Source organism: Tannerella sp. (assembly GCF_030528505.1).
GTDB lineage: Bacteria > Bacteroidota > Bacteroidia > Bacteroidales > Tannerellaceae > Tannerella.
This window is the reverse complement of the sequence record NZ_JAUMYS010000001.1, coordinates 73,982-96,151: the sequence shown is the minus strand read 5'-3', so window position 1 is coordinate 96,151 and position 22,170 is coordinate 73,982. Positions and strand designations below refer to the sequence as shown.

18 protein-coding genes are annotated in these 22,170 nt (G+C 49.8%); 13 read left to right on the top strand and 5 right to left on the bottom strand.

The annotated features are described in order from the left end of the window. Positions 1-118 precede the first annotated feature (118 nt). The 3 genes from aroA (at position 119) to pckA (ending at position 3,671) form a co-directional block, all read left to right on the top strand. Positions 119-1,354 (top strand): 3-phosphoshikimate 1-carboxyvinyltransferase, encoded by a 1,236-nt coding sequence (aroA, locus tag Q4A89_RS00390; RefSeq protein ID WP_303182841.1) that lies wholly within the window; start codon positions 119-121, stop codon positions 1,352-1,354. 31 nt (positions 1,355-1,385) lie between these two features. Next, a complete protein-coding gene (locus Q4A89_RS00385) occupies positions 1,386-1,817 on the top strand; it encodes a phospholipase (RefSeq protein WP_303182839.1) in 432 nt (143 codons plus the stop codon). Between the two features lie 261 nt (positions 1,818-2,078). Then, the gene (gene pckA, locus Q4A89_RS00380; protein WP_303182837.1) at positions 2,079-3,671 is read left to right on the top strand and encodes a phosphoenolpyruvate carboxykinase (ATP); all 1,593 of its coding nucleotides are present in this window, start codon (positions 2,079-2,081) and stop codon (positions 3,669-3,671) included. 314 nt (positions 3,672-3,985) lie between these two features. Here pckA and Q4A89_RS00375 read toward each other — a convergent pair whose 3' ends face one another. The 3 genes from Q4A89_RS00375 to Q4A89_RS00365 form a co-directional block, all read right to left on the bottom strand. Continuing rightward, positions 3,986-4,777: a M48 family metallopeptidase gene (locus Q4A89_RS00375; RefSeq protein ID WP_303182835.1), complete on the bottom strand. Its 792-nt coding sequence runs from the start codon at positions 4,775-4,777 to the stop codon at positions 3,986-3,988. 83 nt (positions 4,778-4,860) lie between these two features. Next, the gene (locus tag Q4A89_RS00370; RefSeq protein ID WP_303182833.1) at positions 4,861-5,577 is read right to left on the bottom strand and encodes a DNA alkylation repair protein; all 717 of its coding nucleotides are present in this window, start codon (positions 5,575-5,577) and stop codon (positions 4,861-4,863) included. After that, positions 5,574-6,539, bottom strand: a complete 966-nt coding sequence (locus tag Q4A89_RS00365) for a 2-hydroxyacid dehydrogenase family protein (RefSeq protein ID WP_303182831.1) — start codon at positions 6,537-6,539, stop codon at positions 5,574-5,576. The genes Q4A89_RS00370 and Q4A89_RS00365 overlap by 4 nt, the downstream gene beginning before the upstream one ends. Positions 6,540-6,636: 97 nt before the next feature. Between Q4A89_RS00365 and Q4A89_RS00360 the strand changes: the two genes are divergently transcribed. Continuing rightward, entirely contained in the window at positions 6,637-7,872 is a 1,236-nt protein-coding gene (locus tag Q4A89_RS00360) for a nucleoside recognition domain-containing protein (RefSeq protein ID WP_303182829.1), read from the top strand. Further along, positions 7,869-8,297 carry an rRNA maturation RNase YbeY gene (gene ybeY / locus Q4A89_RS00355; protein ID WP_303182827.1) on the top strand — a complete coding sequence of 143 codons (429 nt, stop codon included), beginning with the start codon at positions 7,869-7,871 and terminating at the stop codon, positions 8,295-8,297. Before Q4A89_RS00360 ends, ybeY begins: the two co-directional genes overlap by 4 nt. Here the strand turns inward: ybeY and Q4A89_RS00350 are convergent. Further along, positions 8,290-9,042, bottom strand: a complete 753-nt coding sequence (locus tag Q4A89_RS00350) for a hypothetical protein (RefSeq protein ID WP_303182825.1) — start codon at positions 9,040-9,042, stop codon at positions 8,290-8,292. The genes ybeY and Q4A89_RS00350 overlap by 8 nt on opposite strands. Before the next feature lie 400 nt (positions 9,043-9,442). Between Q4A89_RS00350 and leuS the strand changes: the two genes are divergently transcribed. From leuS to Q4A89_RS00330, 4 genes are all read left to right on the top strand, one after another. Further along, the gene (leuS, locus tag Q4A89_RS00345; protein ID WP_303182824.1) at positions 9,443-12,280 is read left to right on the top strand and encodes a leucine--tRNA ligase; all 2,838 of its coding nucleotides are present in this window, start codon (positions 9,443-9,445) and stop codon (positions 12,278-12,280) included. Further along, entirely contained in the window at positions 12,277-13,152 is an 876-nt protein-coding gene (locus tag Q4A89_RS00340) for a YitT family protein (protein WP_303182822.1), read from the top strand. The genes leuS and Q4A89_RS00340 overlap by 4 nt, the downstream gene beginning before the upstream one ends. Before the next feature lie 87 nt (positions 13,153-13,239). Continuing rightward, positions 13,240-13,818 carry a non-canonical purine NTP diphosphatase gene (locus tag Q4A89_RS00335; RefSeq protein ID WP_303182820.1) on the top strand — a complete coding sequence of 193 codons (579 nt, stop codon included), beginning with the start codon at positions 13,240-13,242 and terminating at the stop codon, positions 13,816-13,818. A 73-nt stretch (positions 13,819-13,891) separates the two neighbouring features. Beyond that, positions 13,892-16,201 (top strand): hypothetical protein, encoded by a 2,310-nt coding sequence (locus Q4A89_RS00330; protein WP_303182819.1) that lies wholly within the window; start codon positions 13,892-13,894, stop codon positions 16,199-16,201. Positions 16,202-16,245: 44 nt separating this feature from the next. Here Q4A89_RS00330 and Q4A89_RS00325 read toward each other — a convergent pair whose 3' ends face one another. Then, positions 16,246-17,235 carry a class I SAM-dependent methyltransferase gene (locus tag Q4A89_RS00325; RefSeq protein WP_303182817.1) on the bottom strand — a complete coding sequence of 330 codons (990 nt, stop codon included), beginning with the start codon at positions 17,233-17,235 and terminating at the stop codon, positions 16,246-16,248. A 467-nt stretch (positions 17,236-17,702) separates the two neighbouring features. Here Q4A89_RS00325 and Q4A89_RS00320 point away from each other — a divergent pair, with 467 nt between their 5' ends. The 4 genes from Q4A89_RS00320 to Q4A89_RS00305 all read left to right on the top strand — a co-directional run bounded on the left by Q4A89_RS00320 (position 17,703) and on the right by Q4A89_RS00305 (position 21,931). Continuing rightward, a complete protein-coding gene (locus Q4A89_RS00320) occupies positions 17,703-19,520 on the top strand; it encodes a long-chain fatty acid--CoA ligase (protein ID WP_303182816.1) in 1,818 nt (605 codons plus the stop codon). Between the two features lie 100 nt (positions 19,521-19,620). Continuing rightward, a complete protein-coding gene (locus Q4A89_RS00315) occupies positions 19,621-20,241 on the top strand; it encodes a LysE family translocator (protein WP_303182815.1) in 621 nt (206 codons plus the stop codon). Between the two features lie 311 nt (positions 20,242-20,552). Next, positions 20,553-21,749 carry a PLP-dependent aspartate aminotransferase family protein gene (locus tag Q4A89_RS00310; protein WP_303182813.1) on the top strand — a complete coding sequence of 399 codons (1,197 nt, stop codon included), beginning with the start codon at positions 20,553-20,555 and terminating at the stop codon, positions 21,747-21,749. Positions 21,750-21,763: 14 nt separating this feature from the next. Beyond that, positions 21,764-21,931 carry a hypothetical protein gene (locus tag Q4A89_RS00305; RefSeq protein WP_303182811.1) on the top strand — a complete coding sequence of 56 codons (168 nt, stop codon included), beginning with the start codon at positions 21,764-21,766 and terminating at the stop codon, positions 21,929-21,931. Positions 21,932-22,170 lie beyond the last annotated feature (239 nt).

Below are 22,170 nucleotides of genomic sequence, written 5' to 3'. Positions count from 1 at the left end.
TTCACATTCTTTAGATGCCCAAAAGTGCCGATTTAACACAAATTAAACCAGCTATTGCCCCAACACCTGCTTAGCCCTCGATATCGTTACGAAGAATTGTGTAATTTTGCGGTCGATTATGGATGTAACAGTCAAAGCTCCCAACAATAACATCTGTGCGGCTATCTCTTTGCCGGCTTCCAAAAGCATCAGCAATCGCGTGGCGATACTCAATGCTTTATCTCCCGCTCCGCAGCCGCTGTACAATCTCTCCGACAGTGACGATACGGCTGTGATGCTCGATGCGCTACGTACCGACTGCGAAACCGTAGATCTTCGAGCCGCCGGCACTGCCATGCGCTTCCTCACGGCCTACTTCGCTTCCCGACCCGGCCGGCGGACCCTCACCGGAACGGATCGAATGCGTAACCGACCTATCCGCGTGCTGGTCGATGCCCTGCGTATGCTCGGCGCGAAGATCGATTATCTGGAAAAAGAGGGCTATCCGCCGCTGAGGATTACCGGCAGAGACTTAAACGGAGGAGAAGTAACCCTCGACGGAGGTGTCAGCTCTCAATACGTCTCCGCCCTGCTGATGATAGCTCCCGCCACGACGCGCGGAATACGTCTGCACCTGACGGGCACCCTGATCTCCGAACCGTATCTCCGCTTGACGATCGCGCTCATGCGACAGTTCGGTGTCGCCGTCGAAGAAGAAGGGCAGACGTTTACCGTCCGTCCGCAGACGGTTCGTCCCATACCGTTTACGGTCGAAGCCGATTGGAGCGCGGCCTCCTACTGGTACGAAATAGCGGCCCTGTCGCAGACGCCGGTCGAGATCGAGCTGATAGGGTTGCTTCCCGACAGTTTGCAGGGCGATTCGGCCATCGCGTCGCTCTTCCGGTCGTTCGGCGTACAGACTGACTTTACCTCCGAAGGGCGTGTCAGGCTTACTCGACGAGCCGTTTCCCTGCCGAGCCGCTTCGATTATGATTGCGTACGTATCCCCGATATGGCTCAAACGCTTGCCGTGACTTGTGCCATGCTCCGCATTCCTTTTCGGTTGAGCGGATTGCAGAGTTTGAGGATCAAAGAGACCGACCGGTTGAGAGCGTTACAGACGGAACTGGGCAAACTCGGTGTCGTGCTCACAGAACATGACGGGAAGATCCTTGAATGGGATGGCAGCCGGTGCCAAGCCGAGCCGGAACCGGTCATCGCCACTTACGACGACCATCGGATGGCGATGGCCTTTGCTCCGGTCGCGTTGTGCCGCGAAGAAGGGATTCGGATCGCGAACCCCGAAGTCGTGTCGAAAAGCTATCCCCGCTTTTGGGACGATCTTCAGACCGCGGGATTTCAAATAACCTCTTAACCGGATAGATAAAATAAATGAAATGGTGATTATGTGGTATATTCTGTTAAGTATCGTCGTGCTGGGATTGGTTGCCGCAGGACTGGGACGATGGGAAAAATATATGCGACGTCGCAGGTATGAGCGCGGCGAGATTGAGAGCCTTGACGACGATGAGCCGTCGGCCGATGCCGCTGCTTCCTCAGGATGTTGCGGGCAGCATGAGCTGTGTGAACGGGACAGCCTGCTGGCGGCTGTCAGCCGGGCTGTCGAGTATTATGACGATGAAGAGCTGGATGCCTATCGCGGTACACCGTCGGACGCATACTCCGATAACGCTATCGAAGAGTTTCGCGAAGTCCTCTACACATTGCGTGAAGAGGAGGTCGCCGGCTGGGTACGCAGCCTTCAGTTGCGCGGCATCTTCCTCCCCGACGCGGTCAAAGACGAAACCTTCCTGATCGTAGGCGAACGAAGAAAATAACATAAGGCCAACCTCCGAAAGAGCGGCTATCTGCCAGACGAATACGGCAAAATCAATCTGCGACTTCAAAAACAAATCAGAAATAGAGAAAAATTTCTTTAATTGAATCGTCTATTCCGAAAAATATCGTATTTTTGTAACCTGAATAAGGAAAAGGTTATCATTCCTGACAAAGAACAAAGCAAAGAGACAAAATAAAACGCAGAACAAAGAGACAAAGAACATTATATAATATTTAATCAATTAATTCTTAAACGCAACATGGCAAATTTAGATTTAAGCAAGTACGGCATCAAGGGCAATTTCGAAATTGTACACAATCCGTCGTACGAAGTATTGTATCAGGATGAGATGAATCCGTCCAACGAAGGATTCGAAAAGGCAAAACTCACCAAAAGCGGCGCCACCGCTGTTTACACCGGTAAATTCACCGGCCGTTCGCCTAAAGACAAATATTTTGTAAAAGACGACGTTACCAAAGATACCCTCTGGTGGGACGGCACCATCAACCGTCCGTGTACGAAGGAAGCGTTCAATTACTGCAGAAGCCGCGTGGTTGAACAGCTCTCGAAAGCGAAAAAACTCTACGTAGTGGATACCTTCTGCGGAACGAACGAAGACACCCGCATGAAAGTGCGTTTTGTGATGGAAGTAGCCTGGCAGGCTCACTTCGTAACCAACATGTTCATCCGTCCTTCGCACTACGAGCTGGCGCACTACGGCGAACCCGATTTCGTTTGCTTGAACGGCTCGAAAACCACCAACGACAAATGGCAGGAGCATGGATTAAACTCCGAAAACTTCACCCTCTTCGACCTGACCGAAAAGATGCAGGTGATCGGCGGTACCTGGTACGGCGGCGAAATGAAGAAAGGTATCTTCTCGCTGATGAACTACTACCTGCCGCTGCGCGGCATCGCTTCGATGCACTGCTCGGCAAACGTGGGCAAGGAGGGCGACGTAGCCGTATTCTTCGGACTCTCCGGAACGGGTAAAACCACCCTCTCGGCCGACCCGAAACGCTACCTCATCGGCGACGACGAGCACGGCTGGGACGACCACGGCGTGTTCAACTACGAAGGCGGTTGCTACGCGAAGGTGATCAACCTGAGCGAAGAAAATGAACCGGACATCTGGCGCGCTATCCGTCGCGACGCACTGCTCGAAAACGTAACGGTCGACGACCAGGGCAACATCGACTACGCCGACGGCTCGACTACCGAAAATACCCGTGTGTCCTACCCCATCTACCACATCAACAAGATCGTGTTGCCTTCGCGTGCCGGACATGCCGACAAGATCATCTACCTCTCGGCCGACGCCTTCGGCGTATTGCCTCCGGTATCGATCCTCGACGACAATCAGGCACAGTATCACTTCCTCTGCGGATTCACCTCGAAGCTGGCCGGAACCGAGCGCGGCATCACCGAGCCGCAACCTTCCTTCTCGCCCGCCTTCGGCGAAGCTTTCCTCACGCTTCACCCCACGATGTACGCCAAACGTCTGGTGGAAAAGATGAACAAGCACAACGCCAAAGCATACCTGGTGAACACGGGATGGAACGGAACCGGAAAACGCATCTCGTTGAAGGATACCCGCGCCATCATCGACGCCATCATCGACGGTTCGATCGAGAAAGCGGAAAAGAAACACATTCCGATTATGAACCTCACCATTCCGGCCAAACTGGAAAAGGTATCCGACATCCTCGACCCGCGCACGACCTATGCCGACGCCGCCGAGTGGGAAGCCAAAGCCAAGAAACTGGCCGCGATGTACATCAAGAACTTCGAGCAGTACTGCGACAACGATGCCGCCAAGGCATTGATTCCTTCGGGACCGCAACTGGACTAATCCGTCCGTCTGCCTGAAGCAGTATAAAAAGAGGGTGTTCTTGCAAAAGAGCACCCTTTCTTTTTAGCGGTCGGCAGTCGGATTTCGGCATTCGTGATTCGTCCGTTGTAACTCGTTATTTTATAATCACAAGGGACACAAACGATACACGAGAAACACAAGTCAGCCTTTCAGACGTTTAGTTGTTCGAATGTTTTTCGTTTAAACATTCAAACCTGCCTACATTCTACAGTAATCTCCCGTCAAATAAAAAAGGGCAAGCCTGTCCGGCCCGCCCCTTCTGTATAATCCCATTTCATCAAGACGTCGATGAGTTACGGATTTTGTGCCACGTACTTATCGGCTTTTTCTTTCATACGTTTCGCACGTTTTTCGCTGTCGGGGTGCGAAGAGAACATCTGTTGTACGGTCGATGCCTTAGCTCCCTGCGACAGTTCGACGAGTTTATTCAGAGCGTTAGCCATGCCGTAGGGGCTGAAGCCGTTTTCGATGCATGTTTTAAAACCGTACTCGTCTGCCGCATACTCTTGTTTTTGCGAGAACTGTGCGCCCATGAACGATTTCGTGATTTCGCCCAGTTCTGTGTTCGAGAGTCTGGACACCGTATTGCTTGCTGCACCGGCGGCGTTGATGGCTGCCGAGGTCAGGTAAGCGTTTCGGATGGCATCTTTCACATCCGTACCTGCCACGTGTCCGATCTCATGGCCGATAATCGCCATCAGCTCGTCGTCGTCCATAATATCCATCAGCGAGCTGAACACGCGAATGCTCCCGTCGGCACAGGCGAAGGCATTGATATCTATCACGTGATACACTTTGAAATTGAGCGGGATTCCGTTTACCTCTGTCAGGTTTTCCGTCAGCCGTGCCAGCCGTGCACCGTATTCGGTCGATTCGTCGGCGATCGGGTTGTTTTCATCCATCCATTCCACCGATTTTCTACACAGCTCCATCACTTCAGCGTCGCTCAAAGTGACTGCTTTCACTACTTCTTTCGTCGCTTTTTCGGCTTTGTGGATATTGATACTTTTTCCGCCGATCTTGATCTGCGCCTGCGCACCCCATACGGTTGTGGCAAACGCTAAAAACATCATCATCTTTTTCATTATCGTTTCTATTTTAAAAAATCTCTTTAGAAACAAACAGGGAGCAAATTTTGTTCACATCCTGCCCACTACCCGCTAAGCCACTAATTTCCTGAAGCTAGTTTGCGTTTAAGGAAATATTGCCGTTGTGGTTCGGGGTAATGTTCTATGGCATAGCGCAAGGCGGTACGCGGCATCCGGAGCGCATGCCGTTCGAGGAAGCTCGTCAACGCCTCCCGGTCACGCTTGCCGACTTCGCGCAGCATCCACCCGACGGCTTTGTGTATCAAATCGTGCGGATGAGCCAGAAGCTTTTCGGCCAACGCGAACGTATCGGCAAATTCACCGTTTCGGATAAACGAGATCGTCGAGACGATCGCGATGCGTTGCTCCCACAGACACGCGCTTTCCGCCATCCGATACAAGATATCCCGCTCTTTATCGAGCAGATACAATCCGACGATGGTGGGGCAAGTCAGGTCCACCAAATCCCAGTTGTTCGCCCGATCAGCATGTTTCAGGTAGAACGCGTAAATTTCCGAGCGTTCCTTTTCGGAAGCTTTTTTGAATCGTTCCGTCAGGATCAGCAGGGCGCAAAGACGCGCCTCATGATATTCGCTTCGCAGCAGCTTGCGCAACTCCGGTATGGGGGTCTGGAGATTCGCCTTGGCAATGCTGCGGATATGCGGCACGACGACCCCGATAAATACGTCGCCTTCGCCGTACTGACCGGGGCCTGTCTTAAAGAACCGTTGCAGATGCTCCGCCTTGTCCGGTGTGCCGACAGACTGTAATTCCGCAAGGATAAATTCGGCCGTCATGGACGCAATACACGGCTGACGGGTCGGTCGTCTTCAAAGAATCCGATGACGTTATCGCTGACGGCCCGCGCCATTTTGATGCGCGAATACGTGGTCTGCGTACCGATATGCGGCGTAAGCACGACATTATCCATGGTCAGCAGTTCGGGAGACGGACGGTCGTTGAACTCGAACACGTCCAACCCGGCTCCGTAGATTTCTTTATTCTTCAATGCTTTAATCAGCGCCTTTTCGTCCACCATCGCCCCGCGTGCCGTATTGATCAGAATCGCCGTAGGCTTCATCTTCTTCAATTCCGCCTCGCCGATGATATGGTGCGTTTCGGGGGTGTACGGAGCATTTAGGGAGACAAAATCCGACTGGGTAAGTAGTTCGTCCATCGTAACGTATGTTGCCTCGGCCGTCGTTTCTTCATGGAGGTCGAGCCGACGACGGTTGTGATAGATCACCTCCATACCGCAGGCTCTGGCACGCTTGCACAAGGCTTTCCCGATACGTCCCATCCCGATGATGCCGAGGGTCATGTCCGTCACCGGCATCCCTAAGTTTTCGAGCGTGCCTCGTTTCATTTGGTCGCCGAACCGGCGTACTTTACGGTCGCATTCGGAGATACGGCGAGCCGTATCGAGCAAGAGTACGAGCGCGAGGTTTGCCGTCGGCTCGGTCGTAGGCGCCGGCGTATTCGTCACCGTGATCCCTTTCTCCAACGCATACGCGACATCGATATTATTATACCCCACGGCATAATTAGCCACCAGTTTCAGTTTGGTCGCCCGATCGATCAACTCCTTATTAACGGGAAAATCCAACATGGAGCAGAGCACATCGTACTCCGGAATCATCTCCATTACCTCATCGTACGTAAAATCCTTGCCTTTCGGCGGGAAGGTCACGTCATACCTGCTTTCCAGCTCCGCAAATCCCTCACGGAACATGTCGTACGTAATCAATATCTTCTTCATGATCATTTAAAAAACGGTTTACTGTCGGACAAAAATACACAACATCCGTTGAATGCCATGAAGTTTTACTAATTTTGTTGCCCTAAAGAAAGAAAAAATGGCATTGAACTACATTTGGATCGGCTTTATCTTAGTGGCTTTCCTGGTCGCTTTGTGTAAACTGATTTTTCTTCAGGACACCGATGTTTTTACGCAGATCATCTCTTCAACTTTCGATTCGGCACGAATGGGATTCGACGTGTCCATCGGACTGACGGGTATTCTCTCTCTCTGGCTCGGATTGATGAAGATCGGCGAGAAAGCGGGTCTGATACACGCCTTTGCCCGATTCGCGTCTCCCGTCTTCGGAAAACTGTTTCCGGAGATCCCCAAAGACCACCCGGCCGCGGGCTCTATCTTTATGAATATCTCGGCGAATATGCTGGGGCTCGACAACGCCGCCACACCGATCGGACTGCGTGCCATGCAGCAATTGCAGGAGCTGAACCCAAAGAAAGACACAGCCAGCGATGCCATGATCATGTTCCTGAACATCAACGCATCGGGACTGACAGTCATCCCGATTACGATCATGATGTATCGCGCCCAGTACGGCGCGGCTAATCCGTCGGATATCTTTCTGCCGATCCTGCTTACCACGTTCGTCTCTACGCTTGTGGCCATTATCGCCGTCGGCATGGTTCAAAAAATCAATCTCTTCCAACGCAACTTGTTGTTTTTCTTTCTGGGCGCGTTCGCCTTTATCGGCAGCCTGGTATGGTTCTTCCGCTCGCTTCCTCAAGAGAAAGTATCGCTATACTCGACGTTGTTCGCCAACGCGCTCCTTTTTTCCATCATCTGCGGATTCATCGTTTGCGGAGTACGGAAAAAACTGAATGTTTACGACGCTTTTATCGAAGGGGCAAAGGAAGGCTTCCTCACCGCCGTAAAAATCATTCCTTATTTAGTCGCGATTTTAGTGGCCATCGGGGTTTTCCGAGCTTCGGGAGCAATGGATTACCTCGTCGAAGGACTCCGTTGGTGCGTAACGTCCGTGGGATTGGATGCCACGTTCGTGGGAGGCGTGCCGACCATGCTCATGAAACCGTTGAGCGGCAGTGGAGCGCGAGGCATGATGTTGGATGCGATGGGAACGTACGGTGCCGACTCGTTCGTGGGGCGGCTGGCCTGCGTGGCGCAAGGCTCGACGGATACGGTCTTCTATGTGGCGGCCGTGTACTACGGCAGCGTGGCCATCCGCAACACGCGACATACGATTTCGTGCGCGCTGCTGGCCGATCTGGCAGGGGCGCTCACCGCGATAGCCATGACGTATTTATTCTTTTCAGCATGATCACTTATCATACAGACGATGTAAAAATGCCCGTATTCCCCAAGCGGAAGACAAGCGCTTGGATTAAGCAGGTAGCGGCTCTTCACGGCAGAACAGTCGGGGATATCGCCTATATTTTCTGTTCGGACGAGAAGATTCTCGACGTAAATCGTACGTATTTAGAGCACGATTATTATACGGATATCATTACGTTCGATTATTCCGAAGGCAATATCATATCGGGCGATCTCTTTATCAGCCTCGACACGGTGCGTACCAATGCCGAAAAGTTCGCCGTGGCGTACGACAGCGAATTGTACCGGGTGATCATCCATGGCGTGCTGCATCTGTGCGGGATCGACGACAAAGCCCCGGGCGCCCGCGCCGTGATGGAGCGATACGAGAACGAGGCGTTGCGACTGCTCGACACTTCGCCGGCTACTTAAAGAGCTTATAGAGGTTGATCACCGGAGATACGTCGTAAACGGTTTTCCATTTGCCCTCGAACGGATCAAACTCCCGCCCGACGGTGCCATAAAGCCCGAATATCTCGTTGAACATCGTCGTAGCAGAGATTCCGTAACCGGTATGAGGCACGAAAGGCGAAGGCAACATGGAGCCGTGCCGCGCATTATAGTCCGCTCCCATCGAATATCGGCCGTAAGCTCCGACGGTAAGCCATGAACTTACCTGATACGATGCCATAAGGTAACTCACGCCGTCATAATACGGGCGATGACCGAAATTATGAGTATATCGCATCGCGTAAAAACCGCTCTGAAGAAGGAACGACTCGTTGATGTGGGCTTGAACAGCGCCCCCGGCCTTATATACGTCACTCACCCCCGGCGAGAGCTCCCTCTTGTTATACAAAAGAAACCGAACTTTCTGATCTACCGGATATGATCTGACATTCAGATAATCGGCTATATTCATCGTACTAAGCAAATCATAATAAGAAGACTCCCAGCGAGCACCGTCCTGATCAAGTTTCATCTTTATCTCGCTTTTTCTTTCCATCTCCGGCAAGACCGGAGCTCTTAGATTCAATTTCGTTTCATGTTCTTGCGCATGTGCCGCAGCAAGCAGAAAAAAACACAAACTCCCTACGCCCAAGAGTTTTCTTGTTATCCCGACGAATAGCGGCATCCAGCCTTCGCTCAGTTTTGTAATTTTTGTGATCGTAACCATGGTCTTATTTTTTAAACACTTCAAAAGTAAACAAAAATATCGAATCACCAGCTCGCGCCGTCATTTATTTTCGATTTTCTTTCAGGCAAATGCACAGTCGGGCAATTCATGACGACCGGAACACGCCCCCCCTTACCCGACACATACAAAAAAACCTGACATCAAACAGATGAACGGCATAACAACCGCTTATTACGGACACAATTCAAGCGCTTCGCGTATCATATCCTTACTTCTCCTAATACATTCACCCTGTTTTTATAAGCCGCTGTGCGAGATTTAAAGAAAATCCTTTAATTTTGCGGCACAATTAAGAATTATATAAAAAACGTTTAATGGTCGGTCATGCGCCGTATAATAGCGATACGACGGACAGTCAACCGAATCAAACAGTGAAAGTATGGATTATACATTCAGGGAAATCGAGAAGAAATGGCAAGAGCGTTGGTCTACAGAGAAGACTTACGAAGTGAAGGAAGATGACAGCAAGCAAAAATATTATGTATTGGACATGTTTCCTTATCCTTCGGGAGCAGGATTGCATGTAGGACATCCACTCGGATATATCGCTTCAGATATTTTTGCACGTTACAAACGTCTGCAAGGGTTTAACGTGCTTCACCCGATGGGGTATGATGCGTACGGATTGCCGGCCGAACAATATGCCATTCAAACCGGTCAACACCCCGAAATAACGACGGAAAACAACATCACCCGTTATCGAGAACAATTAGATAAAATAGGTTTTTCGTTCGACTGGAATCGTGAAGTCCGCACGTGCGAACCGGGTTATTACCATTGGACGCAGTGGGCTTTCCTGCGGATGTTCGGCAGTTACTACTGCAACCGCGCCCAGCAGGCACGCCCCATCGAAGAGCTTGTGAAAGCGTTCGAAACGAGCGGTACGGAAGGGCAGGATGTGGCTTGTACGGAACTGCTGACGTTCACGGCTACCGATTGGAAGGCGATGAGCGAGAAAGAACGACAGGAGACGTTGATGAATTATCGTCTGGCTTACCTCGGAGATACGATGGTCAACTGGTGTCCGAAGCTCGGCACGGTGCTGGCCAATGACGAGGTGAGCGAAGGGCTTTCGATACGCGGCGGCTATCCGGTGGAACAGAAAGTGATGCGTCAATGGTGCCTGCGGGTATCGGCCTATGCGCAACGGCTACTCGACGGATTGGAACGGATCGACTGGACCGAATCGCTGAAAGAGACGCAACGCAACTGGATCGGACGAAGCGAAGGAGCTCAAATGTATTTCCCTGTTGCCGAGAGCGACAAAAAGATAGAGATTTTTACGACACGTGCCGATACGGTTTTTGGAGTCACCTTCATGGTCCTTGCTCCCGAAAGCGAATATGTATCTGTACTTACGACCGACGAACAGAAAGCGGAAGTAGAAGCTTACCTCGAATCCGTCAAACGACGCACCGAACGCGAGCGGATCTCCGACCGACGCATGACAGGCGTCTTTTCCGGTTCATACGCCATCCATCCGATGACGAAGGAACCCATCCCGGTCTGGATCAGTGATTATGTGCTGGCCGGATATGGCACCGGAGCCATCATGGCCGTTCCGGCGCACGACGGCCGCGACTATGCCTTTGCCAAACAGTTCGGCCTCCCGATTATCCCGTTGATCGAAGGGTGCGATGTTTCCGAAGAGAGCTTCGATGCCAAAGAAGGCCAAATGATGAACTCCCCGATGGCGGGTAAAGAGTTGCCCGACGGTTTAGTCCTCAACGGACTGAATGTGCCCGATGCCATCGCAAAGACCAAGCGGTATATCGAAGACAAAAAAATGGGTTACGTCAAAACCAACTACCGCCTGCGCGACGCGATTTTCAGTCGCCAGCGTTATTGGGGTGAGCCATTCCCGATCTATTACGATGCGGAGAGGATGCCGCAACCGATACCCGAAGAGTGTTTACCTCTCAGACTGCCCGATGTCGATAAATTTCTGCCGACCGAGACCGGCGAACCTCCGCTCGGACGCGCAACGACATGGGCTTGGGACTCCGAGCAACGGCAAGTCGTAGAAAACTCAAAAATTGATCACCGCACCGTATTCCCACTCGAACTGTGTACCATGCCCGGGTTCGCAGGCTCATCGGCCTACTATCTCCGTTATATGGATCCGCACAACGACAAAGCCCTCGTCTCACGGCAAGCGGGCGAATACTGGCGCAATGTCGACTTGTACATCGGAGGGACGGAGCATGCCACGGGGCACCTTATTTACAGTCGCTTCTGGAATAAATTCCTGTACGACCTCGGCGTTTCGTGCGAAGAGGAACCGTATAAAAAGTTGATCAATCAAGGTATGATACAAGGACGGTCCAATTTTGTCTATCGCATTGTCGGGACGAATCGATTCGTCTCGTTTCATTTGAAAGACGATTACGAAGTGACGCCGATCCACGTAGACGTGAACATCGTCGAAAACGATCAACTCGATATTGAGGCTTTCCGAAACTGGAATCCCGAATATAAAGACGCCGAGTTTGTGCTTGAAGATGGCCGGTACATCTGCGGATGGGCGATTGAAAAGATGTCGAAATCGATGTTTAACGTCGTCAACCCCGACGTCATCGTCGAGAAGTTCGGCGCTGATACGCTGCGTCTCTACGAAATGTTTCTTGGCCCTCTCGAACAGTCGAAACCGTGGGACACGAACGGCATCGACGGGGTTCACCGCTTTCTGAAAAGATTGTGGGGTCTCTTCTACTGCCAAGCCGGCGAATGGGGTGTCACCACCGACGAACCGACGACCGACGAACTGAAAGCGCTCCACAAACTGATCAAAAAGGTAACGTATGACATCGAATATTTTTCATACAACACCTCCGTCAGCGCGTTTATGATTTGCTTGAATGAGTTGACAAGCCTGAAATGTCACAAGCGCGCCATCCTCGAACCGCTGTTGATCGTCCTCGCACCGTTTGCTCCGCATATCGCCGAAGAGCTTTGGCATGTGCTCGGCTACACAACGACCATCTGCGATGCTCAATGGCCGTTGCACGACGAACAGTACCTGATCGAAAGCTCGGTGACATACGCGATTTCGTTCAACGGCAAGACGAGGTTCAGCCTCGAACTGCCGGCCGATCTGTCGCGCGAAGAAGTGGAGAAGACCGCTTTAACGCATGAGAATTCGGCACGATGGATCGAAGGGAAAACACCCAAAAAGATCATTGTTGTACCTCATAAAATTGTAAATATCGTACTATGAAAGATTCGATTCGAAAAGTTTATTATCCTTTGAAGGACTATCTCCTGATCTGTCTCGGCACAGCCATGTACGGATTCGGATTCAATGGTTTCATTCTCTCTAATCAAGTAGTTACTGGAGGACTGAGCGGTATCGGCGCTCTGATCTTCTTTGCAACGGGGATACCGGTCTCCACCTCTTACTTCGTGATCAACCTTCTGCTGCTCGCGATCGCATTCAAAGTATTAGGACTTAAATTCCTGCTGAAAACGATTTTCGGTGTCGTCGCTCTGTCATTCTGGTTCTGGTTCTTCGAACAGTTGTTGGATGGTAAACCCATCATGGAGAGCGGCGAAGTATTTATGTCAATCATCATCGGCGCTTTGATCTGCGGTACTGGCATGGGGCTCGTATTCTCGGCCGGCGGCAGTACGGGAGGCACTGATATTATTGCTGCTATCATCAACAAATACAAGCACGTATCCATCGGTGCGGGGATGGTCTTGTTAGACCTTGTGATTGTGAGTTGTTCGTATTTTATTTTCCAGAATGTCGATAAGATTGTACTCGGGTTCGTGGAGATGGGAATCAATTCGTACATGCTCGACCGCATCCTCAACGCCAATACACAATCGGTGCAGTTCCTCATCTTTTCGCGCAAATATGACGAAATCGTGGAGCGCATCATCAAAGACCTCGGACGCGGATGTACCATCCTCAACGGCGAGGGCGGCTATTCGCATAAACCGATGAAAGTGATTGTGCTGATTGCCAAGCGACGCGAAAGCGTAACCATCTTCCGTCTGATCAAATCGGTCGATACTCAGGCATTCATTTCACAGAGTGTCGTACGTGGCGTATACGGTGAAGGTTTTGATCCGATAAAAGCATAGCCATACAATTTTACGGCTTGAATTGCGTTCTTCTGACATTGAACCTTTGCCGAACATCAAATGTTTTAAAAAGAAAAAAGAAACGCAGTGAAAACATTGGTATTTGCTACAAATAACGAACATAAACTTCGGGAGGTACGCGCCATCATGCCTCCCGACATGGAGATTCTGAGCCTCTCCGATATAAAATGCTCCGACGAACTGCCCGAAACGTCTTCTTCGCTCGAAGGCAATGCAATGCAGAAGGCGCGCTACGTGAAAATAAAGTTCGGATACGATTGCTTCGCCGACGATACCGGGCTCGAAGTCGATGCGTTGCGCGGTGAGCCGGGTGTCTATTCGGCACGCTATGCCGGGCCGGAGTGCGACAGCACGGCCAACATTCGCAAGTTGCTCGGCAACCTTACGGGGAAAGCCAATCGCAACGCGCGGTTTCGGACTGTGATCGCATTAATTATGGACGGCAGTGAGTACCTGTTCGAAGGAATGATTTACGGACGCATCACGCAGGCCATGCGCGGATCGAACGGATTCGGATACGACCCCGTCTTTGTACCCGACGGATACAAGCAAACGTTTGCCGAACTCGATGAGAACGTGAAGAACGGTATCAGTCACCGTGCGCGCGCCATTCGTAAACTGACCGGTTTCTTGAGCGGGATGTAAAACGGCAAACCGTTACTGCAAGCAAGAAAGAGCGAACTCAACCCTTTTAACGAATACAAAACAATCAACAGCAATGAACATCCGATATTTGATTATTTGCTTGCTGGTTATCAGCACCTCCATCCGCTCACAACAGAATGAGAGATGGCGCACGCATCTGGCAAGTTACAACACGACAGCCGTAGCCGAAGCGGAAAACGACGTATACGCCATGGCCGACGGTACGATCTACAGCTACGGCAAGAACGACAACAACGTGAAGATGTACACGAAGTTGAACGGATTGAGCGATTCCGACGTCAAACTGATCCGTTATAACACGGTCGTTCACACGCTGATGATCGTTTATTCAAACGGCAACATCGACCTGATGAGCCGCGACGGGATGTATAACCTGCCTTATCTCAAGAATGCGGGCAACATTCAGGATAAGACGCCGAACGAAATTAACTTCGTCGGAGAAAAGGCGTATCTATCGACCCATTTCGGTATCGTGGTGATTGATATGAAAAAAAAAGAGGTCTCCGAGACGTATAAACTGGGTATGAAAGTATATTCCTCCTGCCTGCACGGAGAGATGATTTACGCCTCTACCGAACGAGGCCTTTACACGGCTTCCACAAAAGACAATCTGATGGATTTCAATAACTGGAAGCAGCTTCCGACTCATGGCGCGGACTTTGACAGCAAGAAAATCGTTCGGATCGGTATCTTTCAGAACAAACTTTGCCTCTGTATTCTCGGCGCAGGCCTCTACTACCGGGACGACAGCGGGCAGTTCATACCCTTTCGGAAACAAATTTACATTGAAGGAATGACGATTCAGGGCGACCGCCTGCTGGCTCATACGGGTGAAGATATTTATATCTACACGTCGCTCGAAAGCCCTCCCGACATCGTCTCGCCCGGGACTGTTAAAGATGTATCCGCGCTCAAAAACACAAATACATACTGGGTAGCATCCGGCACGAAAGGGCTGATCGGCATCCGGCGTAAGAATGCGAATACCTTCGAAACATTTGTTTCGGGACTGAATATCGAGGGGCCTAAACGAAACTATAATGATCTTATGTTCATTGAAAAAGGGAAACTATTAGTTGCCGGAGGGACGTATACTCCTACGGCACGAGGATATAGAGCAGGGACTCTGATGTCTTATGAAAACGGAAAATGGACAAATTTCGATGAAAGAGCTGCAGCAAAAGTAATCGGTTACGACATTCGCGATTTCTTAGACATTGCTGTCGATCCGGATGATTCAAATCATTACTTTGTCTCTTCTTTCGGAGAAGGGGTTGTCGAAGTGAAAGACAACACGTTTGTACAATTGTATAATCACAAAAACACACCCTTACGACCAGCTCTTGAAACGGAACAAGAACATTACGTGCGTGTGGGGGGGATTTGTTTCGATAAAAATAAGAATTTATGGATGACAAACTGCAGTACTCCCAATGGCATTGTTGTACGGACAGTTGATGGAAAATGGAAGTCTTTATATTATAACGGAATAAGCAACGCTACTTTTATCGGTCGGATCATGATTACCTCAAAAGGGCACAAATGGGTAAATATCCCACGTGGAGGCGCTGGGATTCTGGTATTCGACGATAATGGTACACCAACAGATCCTTCTGACGATAAGTCGAACTTCTTCTCCACATTAATCAATGCCCGGGGAGAAGCATTGAATGTAAGTAAGTTTTATTGTATGGCCGAAGACCTGAACGGAGAAGTATGGGTCGGCACAGACCATGGGCCGGTGGTCTGTTCATCACCCGAAGAAGCGATCAAAGACTCAAAAAAGTTTTTCGGAAGTGTGATTGTACGCCCCAACGACGACGGATCGAATGGGATATTTCTGGACAGCGAAGAAATCAATGCCATCGCCGTAGACGGTGGAAATCGCAAATGGATCGGCACCGGAAGCTCCGGTATCTTCCTCGTTAATCCTACAGGAACGGAAACCATCCAACATTTTACGGCTGATAACTCCCCGCTTCTTTCCAATCATATCCTGAGCATTGCCATCGATCATAAAACAGGCGAAGTTTTTATCGGCACGGACAAGGGCATCATCTCCTACCTCGGCGATGCCACGGAGGGCAGCCCCGACTATTCCGAGGTATACGCTTTCCCGAACCCTGTTCGCCCGGACTTCGATGGTAGCGTGACGATTACCGGCCTGATCGCCGACTCGAACGTCAAAATTACCGATCTGAACGGCAGCCTGATTTATCAGACAAAATCAGCCGGCGGGCAGGTGATGTGGAACTGCCGCTCACATAAAGGGCAGCGTGTAGCTACCGGCATCTACCTCGTTCTGGCATCCACCCCGCAGGGAGCCGAAAGTGTGGTGACGAAAATCGCTGTCGTCAAATAGACGACTCCATCAGAATAAAATACGATAACGAAACAAGAGGACTTTTAGGCTTCGTGTGTGTTCAATCGGTAAAGACCGAACACGAAATCACTGGGATGTTCTTTCAGATAATCGTCTTCGAATTGGAAAAGGCATTCCAGTATTTCACGTCTTCTCTTATCTGGATCGGCAAAATGAAAAGCAATGTCTTTTAACGCGAAAGCCAAGATGTTGCCACCAAATGGTTTCTCTTCTATCGTATGATAATATTCATGTACGGCAGGCATGATATTGGCCGAGTCTACCGCCTCCGACGGATCTGCTAAAAAAACTCGGAACCAACCTGTACCATAATAACGCTTTTTATACAACGACGTCTTGTAACGACGGCGATACGGTTTGTCTATCAACCCTATCGCCTGATTGATCGCTTGTATTTGCACACGAGAAAATTGAAATCGCGTCGCCCCAACATATTCGTTGACCAAAAGCATTCCTTCCGGCTTCAGGCATTGCTTAATTTTTTCCCCCAATAACGTTCGGACATCACAAAAGTGATGGAGAGAATTGTTGAACATAACCATATCGAATCGCTCGGAAGCAAAATCATATTCCTCAATGCTCTTACAGCAAAAGCTCAGATTATGCAGTCCTTTTTCTTTCGCTTGAAGAGCTGCCTCATCCAAATTTCCCTGATTGATATCAAGGCAAACGATCTCCCTGAAGAGTGGACAAGATGCTAACATCAACTCATGCTGACAATATCCTGCCCCCAAAGACAGCACACGCAATGGTGATTGAGCACCGGAAAGATATTTATTAATGAAATAGGATTTGAAATCAATTTGTGAATCACCGGTTATCATTCGGTTCCAGCGTTCTTTGATTAATGGTATTTCCCACCAATTGGAAGTTCCTCCCAACGAAGCATCGAAAGCACTAATGGATTTCTTCGTGCTGTTGAACGTCAGTTTGGATAAAAGAAAGCGAATGCCCCGTTGATGCAACTTTACATACACATCAATCATATCTTCCCATGTAATCCAGCGTTTCATAATGATATTTCCGTTGTCAATTCATCTGCTTTTTGGCATGCAAACAGTATAATTCCCATGATTACACCAATAGATAATTTTTTCTTCATACTAAAATAATTAAGATTAAAATGCGGGGCAAATATATAAATAAATTTATACCAATCTGATTTTCGAGCAAAAATAAGTCAAAAATCGAGGTTCCTTCTTGAAATAACCGGCAGTAGTGCCGTGTTCCATAGCTTCCGCCTGAAGCTTTCGTCTCAACATGTAAGGGAAGCGATCGTTACCGTTAAGCGCTCCGATAACGATCATTAAGCCTTCGGGACACTTCCGTTAACTTGAACCACAACAAGGCAAGATTGTCATCGTCTCTGCATACGTTGCTTGCATCTTCAGCGAACCTCTGGCCGGAAAGTTATCATGCTGTTTTTTATGAAAAGACCGTTTTTTTATGTAGATTTGTCCGTTTGAAAAGCAAGAAAACAATGAAAGCAGCGAATTACCATTTTGCAGAAATGATTTTCCGTCAGGCCGAGAAGTACAAAGACCGGACGGAATTACTTCATCGTGAGCCTAAGGGCGGAAAATGGCTCAAAATTTCATGGGCAGAGCTGGCCGATCAGGTTCGTCTGACTTCACAAGCCATGATCGAATACGGGATTGGTGTACAGGAGAACATCGGCGTCTATGCACAGAATATGCCGGAATGTTTCTTCGCCTCGTTCGGCGCTTACGGCATCCGCGCCGCAGAGGTGCCGATGTATCCGACCAGCTCGCCCGACCAGATTGCCTATATCATCCGCGAAGCCGAGATACGTCTCCTCTTCGTGGGCGAGCAGCAGCAATACAACAACGCCTTCAAGGTACAGCAGGAAATGGGCGATACGCTGAAGAAACTCGTGATCTTCGACCCGAATGTGGTACGCTATCCGGAAGACCGGACATCGGTCTACTTCGACGAATTTATCCGCCTCGGCGACAATGCGCATGCCGAGACCGGCGCGAAAATCCGCCGCAACGAAGCCCTCAATGAAGATATCGCCCTGATTGTCTATACTTCCGGCACAACGGGCGAGCCGAAAGGCGTCATCCTCACACATGCCAGCCTGCGCGAAATGATGCGCATCCACGACATCCGCCTGCCGATGGTCAACGACCATGACCTGTCGATGTGCTTTCTGCCGCTCGTGCATATCTTCGAAAAAGGCTGGGCTTGCTTCTGCCTCTACAAAGGAGTACGGATGGCGATCAACCAGTATCCGAAAGAGATTCAGAAAACACTGCCCGAAATACGCCCCACGCTGATGTGCAACGTCCCGCGGTTCTGGGAAAAAGTGTATAGCGGCGTACAGGAGAAAATCGAACAGTCGCCGCGAACCATGCAGCGACTCTTTCGCGACGCGATCGAGACGGGACGGCGCTATACATTCGAATATCGGAATATCGGCCGGAAAGCGCCGTTAGGGCTTATGCTGAAATATCACCTCTACGATAAAACGCTCTTCACGATGGTGAAAAAAGCCGTCGGCCTTCAGCGCGGAGCCCTCTTTCCCGTTGCCGGAGCTCCTCTGGCCGATAACATCGCTTCTTTCCTTCTGTCGATAAACATTCCGATCATCTACGGATACGGCCTCTCCGAAACAAGCGCCACCGTATGCTGCTATCCGACGAAGGAATACATCATCGGGTCTATTGGCAAAATCATGCCCGACCTCGATGTACGCATCGATGAGACGACGAACGAAATCCTCGTCCGCGGCAAGACCGTCACAGCCGGATATTACAAGAAACCGGAGGAGACGAAAAAGGCTTTTACCGACGACGGCTTCTTCCGCACGGGTGATGCCGGCCGCCTCGAAGGCGATACACTCTATTTCCTCGAACGCATCAAGGACCTGTTCAAAACGTCGAACGGGAAATACATCGCTCCGCAAGCCATCGAAATGAGTCTGAGCGGCAACACCTACATCGAACAATGCGCCGTCATCGCCGATGAGCATAAGTTTGTCAGCGCGCTTATCGTACCGGCTTTTCCGGCGCTCGAAGCCTACGCCCGCAAAAAAGGAATCGCTTACAGCGATCATCGCGAACTGATCGGGAAAGAGGAAATCGTCCGGCTCTTCCATTCGAACATCGAAGAGTGTCAGAAGCATTTCGCCTCGTTCGAGAAGATCAAACGCTTTACCCTGCTTGCCGAGCCCTTCTCGATGGAGAACGGCGAACTGACGGATACACTCAAGCTGCGTCGCAGCGTAATCGCCCGTCGCTACGCCGCCCAGATCGCCGCTATGTATGAAGAGTAAACAGAAAAGCGTACCTTTGCAAACGATTGATTAGGCTAATGAAGCAAACAGGATGCCGGCACAAACCCAACAGAGGTGCTATGACCGGCGATAAAGAATAATGATTGAACTTTTCTATACAGGTGTGATTATCGGTATTCTGGTCTCGGCTCCGATGGGGCCTATCGGGATGCTTTGTATTCAGCGTACCTTGTCGAAAGGACGATGGCACGGGTTTGTCAGCGGCCTGGGCGCCGCACTATCCGATGTGATCTATGCGGCCATTACCGGTTTGTTCATGGGACTCGTTGTGAATTTCGTGGAAGCTCATCAGCAGCCGCTCCGGATATTCGGAAGCATTATGCTGGGCGCTTTCGGATATTATATCTTCCAGAGTAATCCGGTGAAGCAGTTGAAGAAAAACCGGGAGCAAAAGATGTCGTTCGTTCAGGATTTTGTTTCCGCTTTTCTCCTGACATTTAGCAATGTGCTGATTGTGCTTCTCTATATCGGACTGTTTGCACGGTTCGCTTTTGTCTTTTCGGCCAGCGTATGGGATGTGCCGAGCGGACTGGGCGGCATTGCCGCAGGAGCCATCCTCTGGTGGTTTTTCGTCACCTATATTGTCTCCAAGCTCCGGCGTTGGTTCAATATCCGCGGCATCCGTATCTTGAATCAGATTGTGGGAGGCGTAATCCTCTCGCTCTCAGTTGTCGGAATTGTCTATGCGTTTATCGAATAAGGCAGCGAACATTTATCACTGCCATAATTTTAACTTCATGTTTTATCTTTTATTCAAGGGCCTCAAAGTGAAGACAAAACGAATCATTGACCAAGACCCTATGAAAAAACAAGAAAACAATCTATATAACGACTTCTTTTCAGAATAATCTTCTTCTGTCGGGATGAATAAGACTCCCTGAAAGAATAATATTCCAAAAAACTTACTCCATATTCATTCTTTGACTACTTCCAACCCCTTCTTTCATTTTTTAGCTCTATTTTTGCCGAGATTTTACAGAAGATTATCATTACAATATCAAGAACAAAAGAATGAAGAAGCAAACTCAGGCAATCCATACCCGATTTCAACGTCGGGACACCTATAATGCGCTCAGCATGCCGGTCTATCACACGGCATCCTATGAATTCGACAATGCAGCCGAGATGACGGATGCTTTTTGCGGGCGAACAGACGCTCCGGACTATTCCAGAGTGATGAATCCTACCGTGACGTTTTTCGAAAACAAAGTAAAGTCTCTTACCGATGCCGCCGAAGTCATCGCCTTCACCTCCGGCATGGCGGCTATCAGCAATACGCTACTGGCCATCGCGGCAGCTGGAAAGAACATTGTCACCTCACGCCATTTATTCGGCAACACCTATTCACTGATTACCAAAACGCTATCTCGCTTCGGAGTAAATTCCAAACTATGTGATCTGACCGACCTCAAGTCTGTTAAAGACGCGGTAGACGAGCATACGTGTTGCATCTTTTTAGAGATTATTACGAATCCGCAGATGGAGGTGGCAGACCTGCGCGCTCTTTCGCAAATAGCCCGCGAAAAAGGAATTCCCCTGATAGCAGACACCACTCTTATCCCTTTTACAGAATTCAGTTCGCACAAACTTGGAGTAGATATTGAAGTTGTTTCCAGCACCAAATATTTGTCGGGAGGCGCAACGTCCATTGGCGGATTAGTCATCGATTATGGCACATGCGCAGGATTCAGCAAACGCATGCGTACCGAAATGTTATTGAATATAGGCGCGTACATGACTCCCCATGTGGCCTATATGCATACGCTCGGTTTGGAAACATTGGATGCACGCTACCGGATACAGTCCGCCAACGCGGCTCTACTGGCGCATAAAATTCGCACCTTGTCGGAAGTCAGACACGTCAATTATGTCGGACTGGAAGACAATCCGTACCATGCCTTGGCACAGCAGCAGTTCGGGCCTACGGCAGGCGCTATGATGACCATCGAGCTTGAAAGTCAAGAGGTATGTTTCAACTTCATCAACCGACTGAAATTGATCCGTCGTGCCACGAACCTGTTTGACAATAAAACGCTTGCCATCCATCCTGCGAGCACCATCTTTGGTTTGTTTTCCGACAAACAGAGGCAAAGCATGGATATACTCGATACGACCATCCGACTTTCTATCGGTCTGGAGGATGTGGATGATCTGTTTGAGGATATCCAGCAAGCCTTGACCGAGAAAAAAGACGGAGCGGCAACTTGAAAAGAAAGGAAATCATGGAAAAATATGATTTTGACAAAGTAATAGACCGAAGGATAACAGATGCGCTGAAAATTGAAGTCTTGCAGGCACGGTATAGAGAGACCGACCTGCTCCTTCTTTGGGTCGCGGATATGGGTTTCGAGACTTCTCCGGTCATTACGGATGCCTTACACCGGAGATAGGAGCACTCCCTGTTTGATTGGTCCGAACGCTATGCCTGTGGGCTGTTGGACAAAACAGCAAATGCGGTGTGTCATAACGGGCGTACTGCTTCGTTGCTTGCGGAATGTGAGCTCGGTCACATACATTAGTATGCTCCCTCGCTCTCATCCTTAGCGCCCCCCAATTTCACCCATTCTTACACACCTAAAGAGGGTGTGCCCAAACATTGCGTTTTGATACACCCTCTTCGTTTCGGAGT